Genomic DNA, 21,357 nt, shown 5'->3' with positions numbered 1-21,357 from the left:
GTGGGCGGTCGGCGGATTAGCTAGGAATTGCGGGGCCAGTCATGTGGGTCCTTGGGTTGCGTGCGCGCTCTGCTCGGCGGCGTGGGCTTCCTGTGTCAGGCGGAGCGTCTCACGAAGGTGGCCGACGGTTGCGTCGACGATAGCGTCAACGTCTGCCGACTTGTAGAGGCGGAGGAGTTCGGCGTGTTCGACGAGTGACTGTTCGATGCGTCCCTCACCGGTGCCGAGTGAGAGGCGCACCCATGGTGCGGCTCCATCGCGCAAGCCGGTGAGGACACTGCTGAGCCGGGATTCGTCGGCTGGGCCGCTGAGGGCTGCGTGGAACTGACGGTTCAGTTCGACCCACGCGGGGATGCTGCGTTCCGCGGTCATGATGTGGTGCAGTCGTTCGGCTTCGGCGAGAGCCGCCGGTGTGATGTGTCCATTCATTCGGCGGATCATGACGGGTTCGAGGAGGATTCGGAGCTCGTAGATCTCTTCGACTTCTCGGATGTCGAGTTCTCGGACGAGCGCCCCACGGTGCGCGTCGAAGTGGACAAGCCCTTCGGTTGCGAGGTCGCGGAGCGCTTCGCGGACGGGTGTGGTGCTGACGCCGAGTTGGGTTGCAAGCTCGCTTTGGACCAGGTGCGCGCCGGCGGCGAGAGTGCCGTCGAGGATGGCGTCGCGGATGGCTTGCTTGGCGTACTGGTGGGCCGTGCGGTTTCGAGATGCGGGTGTGAGTCCGACCAGAGTCATGGTGGAGGTCCCCCTTCAGCTAGGCCGACGACGCTTTATCATCGCAGCCGCTGCCGTTATACGTGTCAGATGTGGAGGCGAACGGATCCGCGTAAGCGTTGAACTGCTTGCGAAGTTCCGTGCCCTGAAGGCCGTTTTGGAGGAGCGCGGCTAAGAGGATCCGAGCTTTGGCGGGGTCGAGCCACGCAGCAAGGAGCAATCCGCGGGCGGAGAGGTCTTGTTCTGAGCCGGGGAAGCCGTACGTTGCGCGGAGGGTCCTGCTGCTGCCGGTGCGCGAGGCAATAACCACTGGAATGGTTCGTGCCGCCTGAGCTGCAGCGTCTGCGACCCGCTCAGGGAGATGCCCGGCCCCGAAGGCTGCGATGACGATTCCGTCGACGCCTGCTGCGGCTGCCGCATCGATGAGGCTGCCGTCGTCATCGATGCCGGTGCCGATCGCAGCGACGCGCGCCGGATGCTCTCCGAGCGAGAGCACGGTCCGTAGGTGAGCAGGGGAAAAGAACACGACCCGGTTCTCGTTGACGGCGCCGAGCGGCGCGGTCGGGGATTGGAAGGCGTTCAAGGCGGTGGTGCTCTGTTTGCGCACGAGCGCGGCCGCGTGGATCTGCTGGTCGAGAACGACGAGGACGCCACGATTTCTCGCGCCTGCGTCGGCGGCAACCGCGACCGCCGCCAGCAGGTTCGCCGGGCCATCGGCGGACGCGGCGGCCGGGGGCCGCATCGCTCCGGTGATGACGAGCGGTGCCGCCACGTCCCAGTGCAGGTGCAGCCAGTAGGCAGTCTCCTCGATAGTGTCCGTGCCCTGCGCGATCACCACTCCCGTTGCGCCTGCCGTGACACGATCTTGCGCCCAGCGGAGCGCCCGTTCTAGGTCTGCAAGCCGCAGGGAGGCACCCGGGACGGTGGCGAGGGTGACGGCGTCCAACTGTGCGAGGTCGGCGACACCAGGTACTGCGGCGACCAGGTCGGCGGCAGTCAGCGTAGGGCGCACTCCGCCGGTGCCGGTCATCGTGATCGTGCCGCCGAGGGATGCGACAGCGACGTGGGGAAGCTCGGAGTGGGCCACGTTGTCCTCTCGGTCCGCGCAATCATCCAGGGCGGAGGGGTGTTGACAGTTCGTAGATTGCATCTTATAAAGTACACGAAAGCGCCATCCTGATCCACTCGCAGCCGAACGAATCTAGGAGCACCCGTGACACAGCCGTCCGTCCCTGCCAGCGCTGAAGGGCGCTTGGTGAAACTCGCCCCCTGGATCGCGATCGCGAGCCTCGTGCTCGTGGCCGCTTCCTACGTCGTGAATGCCATGGATCGACAGGTGTTTCCCGTCGTGCTGCCGAGCATCGTCAAGGAGTTCGGCTTCTCGCTGCCGAGCGGCGGTCTGCTCGCAACGATCTTTACCCTGGGCATCGGCGTTGCCGGCATCCCGAGTGGCATCCTGCTCGATCGGTTCTCGCGGAAGACCGTGATGCTGATCGGCATTGTGATCTACTCCATGTTCACGCTGTTGACGGCGATGTCGCACGGATTTGGCGATATGTTCGCGTATCGCGCGCTGTCAGGTGTGGGTGAGGCGATGCAGAACGCAGCGCTGTTCTCCGCGGTCGGCGCGTACTTTTTCGCGAATCGGTCTTTGGCGCTGGGCACGCTGAACTTCGCGTATGGGCTCGGTGGTTATATTGGCCCCCAACTGGGCGCACACCTTGCCTCGTCGGGCTGGCGAACCCCGTTTTACACCTACGCGGGGCTTGGGATTTTCATCGCGATTTTGATCGTGATCTTCATTCGGAAGAGTTTCACCGAACAGCAGGAAGCGCCTGCATCGCTCTCAAGCCGAGCTTTGGCCCATGTGCCCGACCGAATGGTGAATCGGAACATCCTCCTGCTGGCGGTAGCCGCTGCGCTGATCGGATTGGCGATGTACGGATTCATTGGTCTGTATCCGACGTTCCTGCAGACCCAGCTGCACTTCACGCAGGTTCAGGCGGGATTCGCGGCGAGCATGTTCGGTCTGGGGGCGCTGCTTGGTATTCCGGCGGGGTACCTGGGTGATCGGTTCAACCAGAAGTGGATCCTCATCGCAGCGCTCATCGCGGGCTGCATTGTGGGATATCTGCTGTTCAACGGTCCGACGAATCACGGCGGCCAGGACGTTCTGGCGTTCCTCGAGGGCGCTATCGCGAGCGGATTCTGCTTCGTCAACGTGTATTCGGCCATCCAGCGATCCGTTCGGCCCGAGCGTGTGGGCCGCGCCTCCGGGGTGTTCGTTGCGGCGTTTTACATCCCGTCCGCTGTCGCCGGCTACCTGTTTTCGGCCCTGGTTGGAAGCGTCGGGTGGGGCGGCGCTGGGTTGGTGCAGCTGACGCTCCTGCCGATCATCGCGATCATCGTGATGCTCTTCGTGCAACCCTCTCGTTTCACCAATGCACGCGTCGTCGAATCCAACGCGTGAGCGTCACTAGCGGTAAGGAACTTGCATGATTAAGAACACGACGCCGTCTGGACCCCGTCGGTGGCATGAGCAGCGGTGGATGATCGATTCAGTGCTTCGGACCGACGGCCTCGAGTGGGATCAGCCGCGCATCGCCTACACGATCCGCCCGATGGGCGTGGACGGGAACGCGGACTTCGCCGCGGCGCTCCCCGCCATCACGAAGTTCGCTGACCTCGTACCGGTATTCCTCGGCCGAGCTGAACGCCGTCAGCGGCTCGCGGAGGCTGCCGAGGCAGCCGGGCGCGCGGTCACGGCCCGCGAACACTGGTTCCACGCGGCTGTCCTGTATTCGACCGCGGAATGGTCGATCTGGGAGACGACTCCGGAGCTGATCGCTATCGACGACGCGAAGAACGCCTGCTACGCCGCGTATGGGCGCCTCGCGGACCATCACGTCGAACGTGTGGAGATCCCCTTCGGTGCCGGGTTCATCCCCGCCTGGTATCACCGACCCGCGGGTTGCGGCAGCGAACCGCTCCCCATCGTCTTGTCTGTCGGAGGGATGGACCAGGCGAAAGAACTGAACGTCAGCATGTACGGCGACAAGCTGCTCGAGCGCGGGTTCGCGATCCTCGCATTCGACGGACCCGGTCAAGCGGAAGCGCCGATCCGTGGCGTCCACTTCACCCCGAACGCATGGGTGGACGCGGGCGAGGAGATCATGGCGTGGTGTCGGAGCCGCGACGATGTCGATGAGGGCAACATCGTCGGGTATGGGTTGTCTTTCGGCTCCTACTGGATGACGCAGATCGCGGCCTCGCAGCCGACGATGAAGGGCGCCGCGGTGGGGCTGGTATGCCACGAGCCGGGCGGATACGGGATCTTCGAAATGGCGTCGCCGTCGTTCAAGGCGCGATACATGTGGATGTCAGGGCTGGAGCGTGACGAAACGGCGTTCGACACTATGGTGCAGCAGCTGGACCTCCGCGACGCGGTCAGTGCCATGCAGGTGCCGTGGCTCGTTGTGGCAGGAGATGCCGACGAGCTGTCCGACATCGAGCACACCTACGACCTGGCGGCCCGCGCTGACGCGCCGGTCGAGCTGCTTGTGTATGCGCAGGGCCGGCATGCGCTGTCGCTTCCTACAGCGTCAGTCGCGAACGGCCCGAACTGGTTCACGTACGCCGCGGACTGGCTCCTCGACCGTGTCCACGACGTCCCGGCGTCCGACGCGTTTTCCTTTGTCCGTTCCGATGGCGAGGTGGAATCGCGCCCTCACCCGAAGCACACGCAACTGGAGGCATCAGTATGACCGGCGCTCTGCCATCCATGAATCCGACGACGACCGCGGTCGTGACGATCGACCTGCATCGCGGCCACCTCGACCCGAGCGTAGCTACGATGCCGCTTCCCACTGACGCCGCCGCTGAACTCACCGTCACCGCGGCTCGCGCTCTTGACCGATTCCGCGCCCTCGGCATTCCCGTCATCCACGTGGTCACCTCCTACTTCGACGTCGGGGAGATCAGTGCGAACCCCTGGTGGTCGACCGTGGCGGGCACCAGCGCGACGCGGGGGAACGTGCTTCGTCACCAGTTGCCCGGAAGTCCGGGTCTGGAGTTGATGTCGGAACTGCTCGCGCCCGAGGACATCACCATCTCCACGAAGAAACGGTACGACTCGTTCCAGGCAACGGAACTGCAGTTCCTGCTCGAGACACGGAACATCGAGACGCTTCTGATCATGGGTGTGAACACCAACAGTTGTGTCCTAGCCACCACCGTCGCCGCGAACGCTCGCGACTACGCAGCCGTCGTGCTTGAGGACTGCGTCGACACGATGGACCGAAGCATGCATGACACCGCTCTCGGAATCATCCGCCAAGCCTTCGGATGGACAGCCACCGCCGAGGAGACGCTGGAAGAGCTCCGATCGCACCGGGCGATCATTTCATGACTCCGATCGCGGAATCGGCCACGACAGCCGCGACCGATCGCGCCGTTGACGTGCATACCCATGTGTTTCCGCAACTGATCGTCGACGCGGCACGCGCCGGGGATGGTCCCGACGGCATTCGCATCGAAACGGAGCACGGGACCCCCTGGGTGGTGCATCGTCAGGGGTACCGGTATCCGCTCTTGCCACAGTTCCACGACGTCCAGGCGCGTCTCGCAGCAATGGACGCGGCAGGTACAGCATCCGCCGTGATCTCGGTCGCCCCACCGCTGTTTCTGTATTGGGCGGATCGCGCCGAAGCGATCGGTGCTGCGACGGAAGTGAACAACGCGATCGCCGCGACGGTCGCGCAGGCACCCGACCGACTCGCCGGACTCGCAACGTTGCCGATGCAAGATCCCGACGCCGCCGTCGCGGAACTCCGGCGAGCGGTCACCCAGCTCGGGCTGCGCGGCGCGGAGATCGGACCCCACGTCGAAGGTCTTCCTCTGGATGGATCCGAGCTTCGTCCTGTCCTTCAGGCCGCCGCCGAACTTGCCGTTCCCTTGGAGATCCACCCGTATTACGTCGGTGCGGAGCCCGGACTGCTGGATGACTTTTATCTCACGAACCTGCAGGGCAACCCGTGGCAGACCGCACTCGCGGCATCACGCCTGATCCTCTCCGGCGCCCTCGACGAGTTGCCGACCCTGAACCTGCTGCTCGTGCACGGCGGCGGCCATCTCCCATATCAGCTCGGACGCCTTGACCACGGACACCGTGTGCGTCCGGAAGCAGCGCGGCCCTTGAATCCTCCAAGCTTCTACGCGTCGCGGTTCTCCTACGACACTCTCACTCACGACCCCGAGGCCACCCGTTGGCTGATCGAACGCGTCGGCTGGGACCGCGTCCTGTTCGGCAGTGACGTCCCATTCGACATGGGCGGCGGTTCCTTCGAGAGCCAACTGTCGGCGTACCACTCCACCCCCGAACAACGCGCGGCCATTGCGCACGGCAACGCGCAGCGCCTCTTCGGCACGATCGGGCACCTCGCTCAGAAACGATGACATGACTGACGTACAACTCCTTCTTCACATCGACGGACACGACGAGTCCGCATCCGACGGCGCGACCATCGATCTCACCTCACCCGCAACCGGCGCCCGCCTCGGGACCATGGCCCACGCCACCGCCGCTGACGTTGACCGTGCGGTCGCTGCGGGTCGCCGCGCGTTCGACGACCAGCGGTGGCGGGGCCAGGCGCCCCGTGATCGCGCACGGGTGCTGAATGCTGCGGCGCGCCTGCTGAGCGAGCGCGTCGACGAGTACGCGCGGCTGGAGACGGAGCAGATTGGTCGGCCGATTCGGGAGATGCGTGCACAACTGCGGCGCCTTCCGGAATGGTTGGAGTTCTTCGCCGCGGTCGCCCAGACCGAACGCGGCGTCGTGCCGGACATCGGACGAGAGCACCTCAACGTCGTTCGGCGAGTCCCCCTCGGTGTCGCTGGGCTGATCACGCCGTGGAATCATCCGCTGCTGATCACGATGAAGAAAGTCGCCGCCGCGCTTGCTGCCGGAAACAGCCTCGTCATCAAGCCCAGCGAACTCGGCCCAATGGTCCCGCTACGCCTTGCAGCGCTGCTCGAAGACGCAGGCGTGCCCGCCGGTGTCGTCAACGTCGTCACCGGCCTCGGCGCAACCACCGGCCGCGCCCTGTCGGAACATCCGGGGCTGAACAAGCTCGACGTCACCGGCGGGACCGAAACTGGGCGCGTCATCGCCGCGAACGCGGGACGGCATCTCATCCCCGTAACAGCCGAACTCGGCGGCAAAGCACCCGTGATCATCTTCGACGATGTCGATCTCGACCGTGCCGTGTCCGGAGCGCTCTTTGCCTCCTTCATCGCGACCGGCCAAACCTGCGTGCAAGGCGCACGGGTCCTGGTGCAAGAGTCCATGTACGACGCATTCGCCGCTGCGTTCACGAAACGCACCGCCGCGTTACAGCTCGGCGACCCGGCTGACGAAGCCACCCAAATCGGACCCCTCGTCAGCGCAGCGCAACTCGCGAAAGTCGCCGACGCCGTCGAACATGCCGAACGGGAAGGCGCCACGATCGCCGCAGGGGGCCGCAGACCCTCCGGGCAGGCATACGCAGCCGGGCACTTCTATGAACCGACCATCCTGACCGGCGTCCGACCGGAGCACGCCATCTGGCGGGACGAGGTCTTCGGACCCGTCGCCGTTCTGGTTCCGTTTACTGATGAAGCAGATGCGATCCGGCAAGCGAACGACGCCGACTTCGGCCTCGCTGGCTCCGTCTGGACCCGTGACATTAGTCGTGCACTCCGTGTTACCGAGGCGCTGGATATCGGCATCCTCTGGGTCAACGATCATCATCGAATCGACCCCGCGTCCCCATGGGGCGGCATGAAGGACAGCGGCATCGGGTCGGAGAACGCCATCGAAGCCTTCCATGCCTACACCCAAGCGAAGAGCGTTCTTATCGCGACCAGCGAGAAAGCGCCGGATTGGTTCGGGACCACGGACCTCATCCGCTATTCCTGAGGCCACAACGCAACGGCCCCACCAGCATCAACCGAGCAAGGTAGAGAACTCATGGCTGACTTCGACCTCGCCCTCCGCGGCGGCACCATCATCACGCCCGAAGGACGTCGTCGCGCCGATATCGGTGTTCGCGGGGGCCGTATCACGGCCATCGGCAGGGTTTCCGACGCGCACCGCGTCGTCGATGCCGACGGGATGTTCCTGATGCCGGGCGGGGTGGACACGCACGTGCATCTCATGGACCCTGGCTCCCCCGAGCGGGAGGACTTCCCGACGGGAACCAGCGCGGCAGCAGCCGCTGGGGTCACCACGATCATCGAACACGCGCACGGCCGCCCCCTCCGGACGGCTGCCGACCTCACCCAGAAGGTCGATTACCTGCGCGGCCGCTCGCACGTCGACTTCGGCCTGGCCGCGCACGCGTGGCCCGGTGCAACCGACGCGGTCGCTGACCTCTGGGCGGCGGGAGCGGCGTTCTTCAAGGTGTTCACCTGCACCACCCACGGGATCCCGGGGCACGACGCCGCCGCATTGAAAGCACACCTCTCCGCCTCAGCCGAGGTCGGCGCAGTGAGTCTGATGCACTGTGAGGACGAATCCCTCACCGCGGCAGCGGAGAGCATTCTCCGAGAGCAGGGACGCGATGACGGCGGCGTCCTCCAAGACTGGCGCAACCGCGACGCCGAAGTCGTCGCAGCGGCCGTCGCTGCGATGCTCGTGCGACGAACCGGCGCGCACGCATCAGTCGCTCATGTCAGCCATCCAGAGGTCGCCTCATACCTGCACGCTGAGCGCCAACGCGGCGCGCGCATCAACGCGGAAGGCTGCCCCCAGTACTTCCTCACACGAGAGTGGGAAGCCCTCGAACACGGCGCACTCCGCAAATTCACACCACCCGCGCGCGCCCGGAACGATGCGGACGAGGCCGAAATGTGGCGGCTCCTGCGCACCGGGGTCCTCACCCACATCTCCACCGACCACGCACCGTCCACGCTCGAACAGAAGGCCGCCGGCGACATCTGGGAAGTACACTTTGGGCTCCCCGGCCTTGACACAACCATGTCGATCCTTCTGGACGCAGCCGCCCGCGATGAGCTCTCCTACGAGGACATCACCCGCGTGTATAGCGAGACGCCAGCGCGGATTTACGGACTCGCCCCCCGCAAAGGCAGACTCCGTGTCGGCGCCGACGCCGACATCATCGTTGTCGACCCCGCAGCACGGCGTGTCCTCCGCAACGAAGACGTGATTTCCCGCGCTGGCTGGACCCCGTTCAACGGCCGGAGCGTAACCGGGCGGGTCGAGCAGACCTACCTTCGCGGTGACCTCATCGCTGAACACGGCAGCGTGCCCGCGGACCCGCAGGGACAATGGCTCCCGGGCGCCGGGAAGCACCGCTGACGAGCGAGAACGACGACGGCGAGAAGGCGCGGCGACTCACCGCGCGGGATTACTCAGCGTCGTTCGAAGCGCGCGTGGCCCGCCGTCTGGTTCCAGGTTCCAGGTTCCAGGTTCCAGGTTCGGTCGCGGTGAGTCGAGGCTGCGGAAGAGTCGCGGCGCCGTCTCCCTCATCGCGGACGGCGCTTCGGTCGCCGACCGGGTAAGAGCGCAACGGTAGACGTAAGCGACGTGTACGGCGAGGGCGTCGCCAGGTTCGAACTGGCGGACCGCTGCTCAAAGGATGCTTCCGTCGGCCGAGACCGGAGGCCGTTGCTACCAAGCGATGAGCGCCGGCCTGGGTGTCCGGGGGTTAGCGACACATCTGCTGCTTGCTGGCAGTCGACGTCGCACCTTTTCGTCCCGTGAAGGCTGCTGCTCGGCCCGCTCGGGTTGCTTCGCCGGCGAGACTGAGCGCAGCGCAGGCGACCACCGTCCTGCTCCGTCCTTGTGGGCATCGCACCCCGCCTGACCAGGGAAAACTGGGGGGTGGGGGATTATTCGGGAGCAGACGGGGGAAAGGCTGGTATATCAGTGATCGAGCTTCGCGCTTGTCCCGCGAGATTCCGGGGCTGTTGAGATTCGCAACTGACCCGCCACAGAAAACCCCCGTCCACGCGGGGGTTTTCTTCTTTCCAGAAATGTCTCTGGTGCATATCTCGCTCGCGACGGCCCGTCCTATGTCCGCGCGCACCGTGAGGAACCGATGTCAGCCAAGCACGTGATGCTCGTCACGCCGCCCGGAGCCTCGTGATCCGCTCGCGAATGCGGGTGTCGAGGTCCTCGAACTCGTCGAGCACGTCCATCGCGGCGTAGGCGCGGCCGCGGACCCGCTCGGTGACGGCTTGGACGACGCCGGCCTCCTCGAGCGTTTGCACGCCGCGGTAGACGCTCCGCTCGGGGATGTCGTCGAACTCGCGGGCGAGTTGCTCGACGGTAAAGACCGGCAGGGACAGCAGGACCGGCAGAATCCGATCTGCAGCGCTGCCAGCGCGGGGGGAGGCCTGCGTGCGCCACGCCGTTTCGTATTGCGCGAAGACACGTGCTGTGCCGCGGGCCTCCCGCGCAGCCGTCTCGACGCAGAGTGCGAGGTCGGCGACGATCGGCTCCGCGTCACCACTCCGGTAGGCCGTGAGCAGAGCGAAGTAGTGCGCCGTGTCAGCGGCGAGGGCGCTGGCGACGGGGAGCACCGTGTGCGGCGTGACACCTCGGCGTCGCAGGATCGCACCGATGAGCGCCCGGCCGATGCGGCCGTTGCCGTCGGTGAAGGGGTGGAGGCTCTCGAACTGGGCGTGCGCGATGGCGGCCTGCGTGACCGGCTCGACGTCGTCGCGGTTCGCGAACGCGATGAGGTCCTCGAGGAGCGCCGGTACCTCGTCCGGCGGCGGCGGGACGTAGAGTGCCCCGCGTGGCGAGTACTGCGATCCGCCGATCCAGTTCTGCACGTCGCGGACGCGGCCGGCGTAGGGCCGCTCGGACACGTCCGGGTCGGCTTCCATGAGCGCCCGATGTGCTGCGAGGATCGCATCGAGTGTGATCGTCGAGCCGGACGCAGCGATGAGCTTCGTGATCGCAGTGCTGGCCGCGACCATAGATATCGCAGAGGCGTTCTCCTTCAGGCCGCCGATGGCGCGCGCGAACGCGACCGGGGTCGCCTCGACGTGCTCGATGCGGCTCGAGGCGACAGACTCCATGCGGATGAGGAAGCCGGCGAGAGGGCTGAGCACCCCGTCAGCGACGCGCTCGAGGTCAGCGGCCTCATCGCGGGCCCGTGCGAGGTCGCGCTCGACGATGACGGGCACGCCGAGCTCTGCGATCCGCGGTGGAGTCGAGACCGTGACCTTGGAGAGCATCCGGTCATCGCGGGTGCCGCGGCGGCCCGTGCTCGTCCAGGGAACGGTGCGCTGGACGTGGGCTGGCCAGTTCATCATCGCGACTCCTTCCGTGCGATAGCTCCGACGATGATGTCATTTAACCGTTATAAGTGACAATAGCCGAGGCGTTACCGCCACAACCTGGGTTGGCCGAGCTCGCCCGACGACGAACTCGCCGCAGCGTGCGCTGGTATGGCTCGGCTGCGTGTGGACTCCTGGTCGGGGCTCGCGTCCTGCGTAAAGGAAGGCGACGGAGGGCGGGCGGAGACACGGGCCACCTCGCGGTCCGACCGAGAAGAAGCCGGACAAGAAGTTCGCGCGAGCCGACCGCCCAGGAGATGTCCTCAGGACGCGGGGATGCCGAGGCTCGGACTGGCCCCGGTCGCGCCGCTCGCGCCGGTCGCGCTACGGCTCCGCGCATGCCGCAGGGTGTCGCTTGGAAGCTGGTGGAAGCGCGCGGCGTAGTCGCCGGCGAACCGGCCGAGGTGTCGGAATCCGAGGGCGATCGCCACGTCCCGAACCGCGAGTGGCTGCCCAGAGCTCAGCATCGTGCGCGCCGCATCGAGTCGGTAGTTGCGGAGGAATGTCATCGGCGAGACGCCGTACTGCTTCCGGAATGCCTCTTGCAGCGTTCGGGCGCTCCGGTTCGTCGCGAGGGCGAGGTCCGTAATCGTGAGCTGCTCACGGAACCGCTGAGCAATGACGCGAATCGCGACGCTCACCGGGTCGGACGCCTCGGCCTGATCCGCTTGGATCGGAAACGTCGTGAGCACGATGCGCGCGATCGTCCGATTGATGCTTGCCCGCACATCCTCCGGCGTATTCGAGTCGACGAGCGCCGCGGCGACCGCATTCAATGCCGTTCGGAGCGGCGCGAGAGCGACGACCACTTCGTTCTGCTGGCCGAACGTCGTGCGGGCCGGAAGGATGACGCCTTCGCTGGCGGCGACTTCGCGCAGACACCGGTCTTGGACCCGCAGCAACGTGAACCGCTCAGCGGTCGTCTCATACCGGTACGTCAGGTGCGCGGAGAGCATGACCGGGTGATTCTCCGCAACGTGCACCGGGTCACCGATGGCGGGCGTGAGCGTGAGCTCGCCGCGCGAGAACCAGATGATCAGGTGGGCGTCGCGTGCCGGGACGACGCCGGCTTGGGCGGGTGGAGTGGGCATGCCGCCGAGCGCGACCGCGTCATCTCCGGCCCACCGCACGAGCGGGCCCGGCTGCTGAACCCCTGATCTTGGCTCAGCCGTTTGGCCCCGAACGTTCGTCGGGTTCATGATTCGTCAAGCTACCGGCCCGTCGGATTGCCCATACCCGCGATCGGCTGCTCCTGCGTTTTCGGGACCGCAGCGGCGGTTCAGAGTGACCGGCCGGGCTGGACCTAACGCCTGAGCCGCCGCTGCGAGCCGTGCAACGAAGGCTGGGTCTTCGGGCTCAAGCTCATCGTCTTCCGCTCACTGCACGACGATTTCGCTTGCCGGGCCGAGAAGAAGCTCCACTTCGTCGATCTGGCCTGCTTCGTCGAACGTTGGAACGCGCACCAATCCCGTCCGACCATTCGCTCCCAACGCTGCTGCATACTGCGCCACCGCGTCGGCGATTGCATCTCCGGTCACGATCACGCTGCCGTCATAGCGAATGCTTTTCACTGCGAACTCCCTCCGGAGCCACCGAAACACGGCCGACCTCCGCGCTGCGTTCAGTCGTTGGTTTCGCGGACCGCGAGTGCCGCGGCGCGGGAGCCGGGCCGATGCGTCCGCTTCCTCGGATTGGGTCGGGAGGCGCAGCACCGCAAGGGGCTCGGCATCCGTTCGCTCCCGTGGTCGGTCAAGCGCGACCGACGGTGCTTTCGCGAACGACGAGCGATGGCTGTAACACCACCGTTTCGTGCGTATGCGGTGTCGATGACCGCATGTCACGGATTTCGCGCAGCAGGAGATCGACAGCTGCGCGCCCCTGCGGCTGCCCTTCCATCGTCACTGAGGTCAGCGGCATTGCCCCACCCCACGCTACGGAGTTGTGGTCGCATCCCATGACTGCAACATCGTCGGGAACCCGGATCCCATGGGCGACGAATTCGCTGATGATCGCCATGGCGAGGAGGTCGGTGACCGCGAGTACCGCATCCGGTCGTGTGTCCGGCGGCAGCGCCGCGAGTGCTGCTCCGGCCTGCGACCCGCTCGGGGGATTGAGATCGGTCGTGTGCACTTCCTGCAGGCGCACCGCACCATTGGTTTCGGCGATCGCGCGGAGCACTCCGGCCCGGCGCAGGACAACCGGTTGCGCCGAACTCGAGCCGCCGACAAGGGCGACGCGACGTCTGCCTTGCTCGATGAGGTGCCGAGTCGCCAGGTAGCCGACGGCTTCATTGTCGACGACCACGGTGCAGCAGTCGACGTCATCGGCTCGATAGTTCACGAGCACCAGGGGCTCGTGGCGGTCCCGCATCGCTGCGATGACGTCGTTCGTCTCGAATACCGGCGCGAGGATGAAACCCGCGACCCGCGCCCGCTCGAGAAATCTGATGTGTGCGAGCTGTTGCTCGGCGGAGTTGTCACTGTCGGCGAGTTGCAGGTCGAATCGGTTGTTTCGCGCGGCCTCTTGCGCCCCTCGAGCGATGTCCACGAAGAGCGAGTTCATGAGGTCGATGACGACGAGGCCCAGCGTGCGTGTCGAACCTGCAGCGAGCGCACTCGCGAGGCTATTTCGCGTGAAGCCCAGCTCGGCGATAGCCGCGCTCACCCGCTCAAGCGTTCGGGGCGCGACCCGGTCCGGATGGTTCAGGGCGTTCGACGCTGTTCCGATCGAGACGCCGGCCCGACGGGCAACATCGTCGAGCCGAGGACGACGTGAACGTGGCTGATTCGTCCCCTGAGGCATGGAGCGATCCTAGGCGGCGGCGAGGTTCCTTCTGGTCGCGCCAAACGCGCCGGAAGGCGCCCAATGGAGCGCTCTTCGGTTGGAAGCTGAGTGTGGGCTCAGCCGCAATGCCCAATGGTGATGCCGCTGGCGACCGTGCTCCTGAACACGTTCTGAATCGTTACAACGGAGTCTTGACGACGTGCCCTGAACCGCTCTACTGTCACCTGAAGCGTTTCAATCAGACCGAGCGAGCGCGTTGATACAAGGAGGTATTGATGATTTCACGACCAGCAAGTCGTGCGACGGCGATCGTGTCTGGCATCGCTCTGGTGAGCCTCGCCCTCGTGGGATGCAGTTCGAATCCAAGCTCGTCCACGGGCGGATCCGGCGCGAGCGCGGGACCGGCCAGCATCTCGCTGCTCGCCGGAGGCAATGACCCGGCGTCGATCAAGTTCGCAAACGACTTGGTTGCCGCATTTGAGAAGGCCAACCCAACCATCAAGGTGAAGGTGGACACGCGTCCGGCCGGCACCGACGGGGACAACCTGATCAAGACCCGGCTCTCGACCGGAACGATGGACGACGTTTTCCTCTACAACTCCGGATCCCTCCTGCAGGCGCTGCACCCGGACAGCCAGCTGCAGAACCTCGCGAATGAGCCGTGGGCGAAAGATGTCACGCCGCAGTTCAAAGAGTCGGTGAGCACCTCGAAGGGCATGTATGGCGCTCCGCAGGGCACCACCTTCGACGGCGGCATCATGTACAACAAGAAGGTCTACGCGAAGCTGGGTCTGAGCGTGCCGACGACGTGGTCGCAGTTCATCAGCAATAGCGAAAAGATCAAGGCGGCCGGGATCACGCCGGTGCTCGTCTCGTACGGCGACACGTGGACGAGCCAGCTGTTCGTTCTCGCCGACTTCGCGAACGTCAGCGAGCAGGTTCCGGACTGGGCCACGAAGTACACGGCGAACCAGGAGAAGTACGTGAACCCGCCGGCGCTCGATGGGTTCACGCACACCGAGGAGATCTACAAAGACGACCTCATGAACAAGGACTACGCGTCGCTCACGAACGTGAACGCGCTGAAGGAACTCGCGACGGGACAGGCTGCGCAGTACCCGATGATCACCTCGGTGATCAGCAACGTGGTCCAGTCGAACCCCTCGCAGGTGAACGACATCGGCTACTTCGCGATGCCGGCGACGAAGGGAACGTCACGCGCGACCGTGTGGGAAGCGAACGCGGCCTACATCCCGAAGTCCACGACGGGGAACAAGCTTGCGGCGGCAAAGAAGCTGATCGCGTTCTTGAACTCGCCCGCCGGCTGTGCGGTGCAGAACGAAGCAGGCACGGCGGCCGGCCCGTTCGCCATCAGTACGTGCAAGGTGCCGTCGTCCGCTCCCGCGCTCGTCAACGACGAGCTCGCATACCAGAAGGCGAACAAGACCGGCCTCGCGCTCGAGTTCATCTCGCCCATCAAGGGTCCGAACCTGGAGAAGATCCTGATTCAGGTCGGCTCTGGGATCTCCTCTGCAAAGACCGGTGCCCAGCTCTATGACCAGGACGTGAAGGCTGAGGCGCAACAGCTCGGGCTGAAGGGCTGGTAACAGCGAAGGCTCCCTCCCCTCGCCGTGAGGCGGGCGCGGGACGACGACCGTCCCGCGCCCTCTCCCGCTTGTTACCATCTCGACGCCAGTTCTTGGAGGACAATGATGTCGACCGCTACACAGGCTGCGACCGCGCAAGCGAGCAGAACCACCGTACGGGAGCGCAAACCGCGAGTTCGTCGGATCAGGTCAAGCTATCCCACCTGGTTCTTCGTGCCGGCAATCGTGCTCTACGTTGTATTCTTCGCAATTCCCACCTTTTCGTCGTTCTACTTTTCGCTGACTCGCTGGTCGCTCTTCGACGCGACCTTCATCGGGTTCGGCAACTTCACTGCGTTCTTCCAAAACCCGCAGTTGTACACGAGCTTCATCAACACGCTGATGTATGCGGTGATCACGTCCGGTGCCAAAGTCGTCCTCGGCTTCCTGATTGCTCTCCTGCTCACGTCGCCGATCATCGGTCGCGGATACCTTCGGGCCGTCGTCTTCTTTCCAGTGCTGCTTTCCACCATCGGTGTCGGCATTCTCTTCAAATCGCTCCTCGATCCCTTTCACGGCATGGTGAACGCGGTGCTCGGTTGGTTCGGTCTCCCGCAGCCGGGGTGGTTCACTGACCCGAACCTCGCGCTGTTCACAGTGGCCGGCGTCGATATCTGGAAGGGTGTCGGCATCGCCACCCTGATCTTCATGGCCGGCATCGTCGCTATTCCTCAGGAGTACTTCGAGGCTGCGAAGCTCGACGGCGGGAGTGGCTGGGACATCCTGCGGCGGATCACGATCCCGCTCTCGCGGAACGCGACCGCAACGGTGATCATCCTGTCGCTCATCGGGGGACTGCGGTCCTTCGACATCATCTGGGTCACGACGAACGGTGGTCCCGGGTTCGCGAGCGACGTTCTCGCCTCCGTGATCTACAAGGAGTACCAGGCCGGCTTCTTCGGCCTCTCCACCGCGGGCAACGTGGTCCTCTTCGTGCTCGTCACGATCATCATGGTGCCGCTCTCATGGGCGCTGAACCGGAAGCAGGTTGAACTGTGAAGCGTGAACGACGCCGCGCGTGGATCGTCGGCGTCATTGCCATCGCTGTCTCGGTTGTCGTCTTCCTTGTGCCGTTCAGCTTCGTACTCTTGCAGGCGGCGAAATCACCGGCAGAAGCCTCCAACCTCGCCTTCTCGTGGCCGTCGCACTGGCAGTTCTTCCAGAATCTCTGGGGCGCACTCACGTCGAATGAGGGTGTGATCTGGCACGCACTGATCAACAGCGCGATCTTGACGATCAGTTCGGTCATTCTCATGGTGCTGATAGCCTCCATGGCCGGTTATGTGCTTGCTCGGAAGAAGAGCAAGTGGGGCCCTGTCGTCAATTTCTTCGTGCTCGCGGGCCTGATCGTGCCCCCGGCAGTGGTTCCAACGATTTGGGTTCTGCAAGGGCTCCACATCTTCGGCACCATGGCGGGGATGGTGCTCATCGAGACCACGTTTGGACTCTCGTTCTGCATCCTGCTTTTCCGTGCGTTCGTGGGAAACATTCCTCGCGAGCTCGATGAAGCGGCGCTGATCGACGGCGCGGGACCGGTCCGCCTGTTCTGGCAGGTTGTGATCCCACTGCTTCGGCCCGTGATCGTCACTGTCGTCGTGGTGCAGGCGGTTTTTGTGTTCAATGATTTCGCAGGGCCGTTGTATTTCCTTCCGGGAAACCAGCAAGTAACGGCGCAGCTCGCTCTGTACACGTTCTCCGGCCAGAACCTCAGTTACGACAACCTCCTGTTCATGGCCATCTTCATCATCACGATCCCCCCGCTCGTCGGGTACATCTTCTTCAACCGCCAGATCGTGGGCGGTATCACTTCAGGCGCGGTCAAGGGATAACGCCACTATGACGAATTACTCCAAGGAGACAGCAATGAATTGGTCCGCTCGCATGATCGCGGCAGATGACGATTTCGACGGCGCACCGCTGCTGCGGAAGGAGTTCGCGCTCGACGGGGGCCACGGTGGTGTGGCTCGCGCCGAGTTGGCGGTCTCCGCGTACGGCATCGTCGAGCCGTGGCTCAACACCGAGCGTGTTTCCGATGACCTGCTCACGCCGGGATGGAGCAGCTACGAGTGGCGCCTCCGGTTCGCGAGCTACGACGTCACCGCGCAGATCCGGGAGCAGAACGTCCTCGGCTTGGCGCTCGGGAACGGCTGGTATCGGGGGCGGCTGGGCTGGTCGGGCAAGTCGGCGTTCTACGGAAGCGAGCTCGGCGGATTCGCGCAGCTGGTCATCACGTTCGCCGACGGACATCGTCAGACGATCGTGACGGACGAGACGTGGCAGGCGGGGCCGAGCGCGGTCCTCCAGAACGATCTGTATGACGGCGAGACGATCGATGCACGCCGGCTCGACCGATCCTGGCTTGAGCCGGGCACCGTGCCCTCAGGGTGGACAGGCGTGCACGCGCTATCGTTCGACACGGCGCTCCTCGCTCCTTACATCGGCCCGAGTGTTCGCCCGTGGGCGGAGCTGGGGCCGGAGCGCATCTTCTCGTCGCCCTCGGGCCAGACGCTCATCGACTTCGGCCAGAACCTCGTCGGATGGTTGCGTCTTCGCGTTCGTGGAGAGGCCGGCACGACCATCCAGGTCCGCCACGCCGAGGTCCTTGAGGACGGTGAACTCGGGGTGCGCCCGCTTCGCTCCGCGAAGGCGACCGACCGATTCATCCTGAGCGGCGGCGACGATGTCTTCGAGCCGACGTTCACGTTCCACGGATTCCGGTACGCGGAGGTCACCGGCTGGCCCGGGGAGATCTCCGCAGGAGACATCACCGCGGTCGCGATCGGCTCCCAGTTGGAGCGCATTGGCTCCTTCCGGACCTCGAACGAGCTGCTCAACCAATTCCACAAGAACGTCGACTGGGGTATGCGGGGCAATTTCGTCGACGTTCCGACGGACTGCCCCCAGCGCGATGAGCGGCTCGGCTGGACCGGTGACATCGCCGCGTTCTCGCCGACCGCTGCGTTCTTGTACGACGTCGACGCGTTCCTCCGAGACTGGTTGCAGAACCTGTCGCTCGAGCAGGAACACAACGACGGCATCGTGGGCTACGTCATTCCTGACGTGCTGAAGTACCTCCACAAGCCCGGCGGCTTCCCGGAAACGGACTCCACCGCGGTCTGGAGCGACGCGGCGGTCTGGGTGCCATGGTCGCTCTACCAGGCGTACGGTGACGAATCCGTGCTTGCCGCGCAGTTCGACTCGATGACCGCGCACGTCCGTCGGGTCCGTTCGAAACTCTCCGCGGACGGGGTGTGGGACACCGGATTCCAGTTCGGTGACTGGCTCGATCCTGACGCGCCTCCTGAGGACCCGGCGAAGGCGAAAGCGGACACCGGCGTTGTGGCGACGGCGTGTGCGTATCGGTCGGCGACGCTCGTCGCTGCAGCGGCGGAGGTGCTCGGCAAGTCCGCCGAACAGGCCGAGTTCGCGGAACTCGCCGACCAATTGCGCACCAGTTTCGTCACGCGGTACGTCGACCGGGATCGGATCTTCAGTGATTGCACGACGGTGTACGCGCTCGCGATCGCGTTCGGGATTCTCTCGGATGAGGATGAGCGGGTCGCCGGCGATCGTCTCGCCGAATTGGCGGCAGCCGCTGACTATCGGATCTCAACAGGGTTCGCCGGCACTCCGTTCATCACCGATGCGCTTTCAAAGACGGGCCACCTGGACGACGCCTACAAGCTGCTGCTGCAGGAGGAATGCCCGTCCTGGCTTTATCCCGTCACGATGGGCGCGACCACCGTCTGGGAGCGCTGGGATTCCATGCTCCCGGACGGCAGCATCAACCCCGGCGAGATGACGTCGTTCAACCACTACGCGCTCGGCGCTGTTGCCGACTGGATGCACCGCGTTGTCGGCGGAATCGCGCCGCTCGCCCCCGGGTATGCCAAAGCGCTGATTGCGCCGCAGCCCGGCGGGGGACTGACGGAGGTCGAAACGAGTCTGAAGACGCGTCACGGCGTGCTGCGGGTCCGGTGGGCGATCATCGACGGCGAGCTCACCGTGGAGACGGAGATTCCTGACGGGATCGAGGCGACGCTCCGTCTGCCGGGTGAGGCGGACCGGCCCCTCGAGAGCGGGACGACGACCTCACGGGCTCGAGCGGAGGTGAGCCGCTAGTCAGGCGCTGAGTCAGGCGCCGAGTCAGGCGCGCCGACTCAGGCGCGCCGCACCAGCTCCGCAAGCCGTGGCAGCTGACTCGGATCTTCGAGCGCCGAACCGACGGCGACCACGCGCGCGCCCGCGGCGAGGAACTTGGGCGCGTTGGACGCGTCCATTCCGCCGGTGGTGACGAACCGTGCCTCCGGGAATGGTCCGCGCATCGCGGTGAGCCATCCTGGCCCAAGCACGCTGGCGGGGAAGACCTTCATCCAGGTGAGTCCATCGCTCATTGCTCGCTGGACCTCCGTCGGTGTGGCGACTCCCGGCAGCGGCAGAAGACCTGCATAGGCGGTTGCGTGCACGATGTCGAGGTCGAGGCCCGGACTCACGACGAACGCCGCACCGGCATCGGCGGCTTGGCGCACCTGGGCGACGGTCACGACCGTTCCTGCCCCGACCGCGCGACCGCGAGCGTTCCCCGCCTGGACGACCGCATGGAGGGCCTCCCGGTCGGCTGGACGCTGAATCGTGACCTCCACGAGGTCGATGCCGAGATCCCACGCCGTCTGCGCCACCGCAAGGGATCGCTCCACACCGAGGCTGCGAAGGATCGCCATGAGCGGGCTGCCGTCGAACAGGGCGTCGAACCCGGCGTTGTCGATCATGAGTCACTCCTGAGGTCGGGCGCGGTCGAGGTCGGATGCGTGACGGGCGTCGGCACGTCGAGCTCGGATGCGTTCACGGGCGTGGGCACGTCGAGGTCGGATGCGTTGACGGGCTCCGGCACGTCGAGGTCGCTGATGGAACGGAGCACGAGCCCTGCGCTGACGTGGCCGGCCTGGAGGCGCTCCACGGCCAGCTGCACCGCGTCGGCCCCCGCTTGGGTCGGGTCCGACCCGCGGACCGCCGCCAGGTCATCGTCGAGCGCTGCGGTCCGGAGCATGGCAGCGAGATAGCCCGCGGCGAACGCATCCCCGGCGCCGACTGCCTCGACAACATCCGTCGGGATCGCGGGCACGAAGACGCGCCCGGCCGGGCCGAACTCGGTCGCGCCGACGTCGCCGTCCTTCACCACCACGTACCTGGGGCCGGGCAACGCGGCGCGAACGTCCGCGGCGGACTGGGATCCCCAAAGCGCGGCGGCTTCGTCGAGGCCGACGAACACGATGTCCGCCCGATTCGCGAGGGCGCGGAGGACAGGCCCGGCCGTTGTCGCGGGCCAGAGCCCGGGCCGGAAGTTCACGTCGAAGCTCAATGCCGTGGCGCTCGGTGCGACACGGTCGATGACGGCGGCAACGAGCGCTGCGCAATCGTCGGAGAGGGCTGGCGTGATCCCGGACAGGTGCACCACCCGTGCGGTTCCGAGGGGGACGCGGGCGAGGTCGTCAGGGCACAGCAGAGAGGCCGCCGATCCACGGCGGTAATACGAGACGCCATCGCCCGGATCTTTGAAGTACACGCCCGTCGGCGCCCGGTCGTCACGCCGAACCCATTGCACATCGACGCCCCGGGAGGCGATGGCCGTGAGGACGCGATCGCCGAGCGCGTCGGTGCCGAGGGCGCTCACCCACGCCGACCGAACGCCGAGCCGAGCAAGGTGGCATGCGACGTTCGACTCTGCGCCGCCCGCGTGCACCTCGAACAGGGCAGCCGAGCGAATGGGCTGACCCTCGCTCGGTACGACCATCGCCATGGTCTCGCCGATGGTCACCACATCGGGATCGGCCGCACTGCCCACACAGCAACCCTGCCCCATCGTCGC

The 21,357-nt window shown here is 65.5% G+C and carries 18 protein-coding genes; 10 read left to right on the top strand and 8 right to left on the bottom strand.

Translation table 11 applies throughout. The annotated features are described in order from the left end of the window. Window positions 1–39: 39 nt before the first annotated feature. Together CAM01S_RS04235 and CAM01S_RS04230 are read right to left on the bottom strand one after the other, a co-directional pair. Entirely contained in the window at window positions 40–735 is a 696-nt protein-coding gene (locus CAM01S_RS04235; RefSeq protein ID WP_066517055.1) for a GntR family transcriptional regulator, read from the bottom strand. Window positions 736–754: 19 nt separating this feature from the next. Beyond that, window positions 755–1,801, bottom strand: a complete 1,047-nt coding sequence (locus CAM01S_RS04230) for an asparaginase (RefSeq protein ID WP_066517052.1) — start codon at window positions 1,799–1,801, stop codon at window positions 755–757. Window positions 1,802–1,927: 126 nt separating this feature from the next. Here CAM01S_RS04230 and CAM01S_RS04225 point away from each other — a divergent pair, with 126 nt between their 5' ends. Genes CAM01S_RS04225 through CAM01S_RS04200 form a run of 6 tightly spaced genes read left to right on the top strand, consistent with a single transcriptional unit; the run spans window position 1,928 to window position 9,070 of the window. After that, window positions 1,928–3,184 (top strand): MFS transporter, encoded by a 1,257-nt coding sequence (locus tag CAM01S_RS04225; protein ID WP_157071414.1) that lies wholly within the window; start codon window positions 1,928–1,930, stop codon window positions 3,182–3,184. Window positions 3,185–3,209: 25 nt separating this feature from the next. Continuing rightward, window positions 3,210–4,478: an alpha/beta hydrolase family protein gene (locus CAM01S_RS04220; protein WP_157071413.1), complete on the top strand. Its 1,269-nt coding sequence runs from the start codon at window positions 3,210–3,212 to the stop codon at window positions 4,476–4,478. Then, on the top strand, window positions 4,475–5,122 hold the full coding sequence (locus CAM01S_RS04215) for a cysteine hydrolase family protein (protein WP_066517045.1): 648 nt from the start codon (window positions 4,475–4,477) through the stop codon (window positions 5,120–5,122). The genes CAM01S_RS04220 and CAM01S_RS04215 overlap by 4 nt, the downstream gene beginning before the upstream one ends. Next, window positions 5,119–6,168, top strand: a complete 1,050-nt coding sequence (locus CAM01S_RS04210; RefSeq protein WP_066517040.1) for an amidohydrolase family protein — start codon at window positions 5,119–5,121, stop codon at window positions 6,166–6,168. Before CAM01S_RS04215 ends, CAM01S_RS04210 begins: the two co-directional genes overlap by 4 nt. 1 nt (window position 6,169) lies before the next feature. Then, complete coding sequence (locus CAM01S_RS04205) at window positions 6,170–7,669, top strand: aldehyde dehydrogenase family protein (RefSeq protein WP_066517039.1); 1,500 nt, start codon at window positions 6,170–6,172, stop codon at window positions 7,667–7,669. 51 nt (window positions 7,670–7,720) lie between these two features. Then, window positions 7,721–9,070: a dihydroorotase gene (locus CAM01S_RS04200; RefSeq protein WP_066517037.1), complete on the top strand. Its 1,350-nt coding sequence runs from the start codon at window positions 7,721–7,723 to the stop codon at window positions 9,068–9,070. A gap of 767 nt (window positions 9,071–9,837) precedes the next feature. On the opposite strand, the gene CAM01S_RS04195 is transcribed toward CAM01S_RS04200, so the two are convergent. From CAM01S_RS04195 to CAM01S_RS04180, 4 genes are all read right to left on the bottom strand, one after another. Then, the gene (locus CAM01S_RS04195) at window positions 9,838–11,037 is read right to left on the bottom strand and encodes a Fic family protein (RefSeq protein ID WP_066517034.1); all 1,200 of its coding nucleotides are present in this window, start codon (window positions 11,035–11,037) and stop codon (window positions 9,838–9,840) included. Window positions 11,038–11,324: 287 nt separating this feature from the next. Next, window positions 11,325–12,152: an AraC family transcriptional regulator gene (locus tag CAM01S_RS04190; protein ID WP_169795836.1), complete on the bottom strand. Its 828-nt coding sequence runs from the start codon at window positions 12,150–12,152 to the stop codon at window positions 11,325–11,327. A 285-nt stretch (window positions 12,153–12,437) separates the two neighbouring features. Next, complete coding sequence (locus tag CAM01S_RS14565) at window positions 12,438–12,632, bottom strand: hypothetical protein (protein WP_157071412.1); 195 nt, start codon at window positions 12,630–12,632, stop codon at window positions 12,438–12,440. Between the two features lie 178 nt (window positions 12,633–12,810). Further along, on the bottom strand, window positions 12,811–13,863 hold the full coding sequence (locus tag CAM01S_RS04180) for a LacI family DNA-binding transcriptional regulator (RefSeq protein ID WP_066517024.1): 1,053 nt from the start codon (window positions 13,861–13,863) through the stop codon (window positions 12,811–12,813). Window positions 13,864–14,120: 257 nt separating this feature from the next. Between CAM01S_RS04180 and CAM01S_RS04175 the strand changes: the two genes are divergently transcribed. From CAM01S_RS04175 to CAM01S_RS04160, 4 genes are all read left to right on the top strand, one after another. After that, window positions 14,121–15,452 carry an ABC transporter substrate-binding protein gene (locus CAM01S_RS04175; protein ID WP_066517022.1) on the top strand — a complete coding sequence of 444 codons (1,332 nt, stop codon included), beginning with the start codon at window positions 14,121–14,123 and terminating at the stop codon, window positions 15,450–15,452. Between the two features lie 105 nt (window positions 15,453–15,557). Continuing rightward, entirely contained in the window at window positions 15,558–16,490 is a 933-nt protein-coding gene (locus CAM01S_RS04170) for a carbohydrate ABC transporter permease (protein WP_066518462.1), read from the top strand. Further along, entirely contained in the window at window positions 16,487–17,320 is an 834-nt protein-coding gene (locus CAM01S_RS04165) for a carbohydrate ABC transporter permease (protein WP_066517019.1), read from the top strand. Before CAM01S_RS04170 ends, CAM01S_RS04165 begins: the two co-directional genes overlap by 4 nt. Before the next feature lie 34 nt (window positions 17,321–17,354). After that, window positions 17,355–19,613: an alpha-L-rhamnosidase gene (locus CAM01S_RS04160; protein WP_245631529.1), complete on the top strand. Its 2,259-nt coding sequence runs from the start codon at window positions 17,355–17,357 to the stop codon at window positions 19,611–19,613. A gap of 38 nt (window positions 19,614–19,651) precedes the next feature. Here CAM01S_RS04160 and CAM01S_RS04155 read toward each other — a convergent pair whose 3' ends face one another. Then, window positions 19,652–20,260: a bifunctional 4-hydroxy-2-oxoglutarate aldolase/2-dehydro-3-deoxy-phosphogluconate aldolase gene (locus CAM01S_RS04155; RefSeq protein WP_066517013.1), complete on the bottom strand. Its 609-nt coding sequence runs from the start codon at window positions 20,258–20,260 to the stop codon at window positions 19,652–19,654. Beyond that, the gene (locus tag CAM01S_RS04150; protein WP_217999714.1) at window positions 20,257–21,333 is read right to left on the bottom strand and encodes a sugar kinase; all 1,077 of its coding nucleotides are present in this window, start codon (window positions 21,331–21,333) and stop codon (window positions 20,257–20,259) included. The genes CAM01S_RS04155 and CAM01S_RS04150 overlap by 4 nt, the downstream gene beginning before the upstream one ends. Between the last annotated feature and the right edge of the window lie 24 nt (window positions 21,334–21,357).

The organism is Curtobacterium ammoniigenes NBRC 101786, from assembly GCF_001571045.1.
In the GTDB taxonomy this organism is placed as follows: domain Bacteria; phylum Actinomycetota; class Actinomycetes; order Actinomycetales; family Microbacteriaceae; genus Curtobacterium; species Curtobacterium ammoniigenes.
Note: the sequence above shows the minus strand (reverse complement) of the source record. Positions and strands in the feature narration are given on the sequence as shown.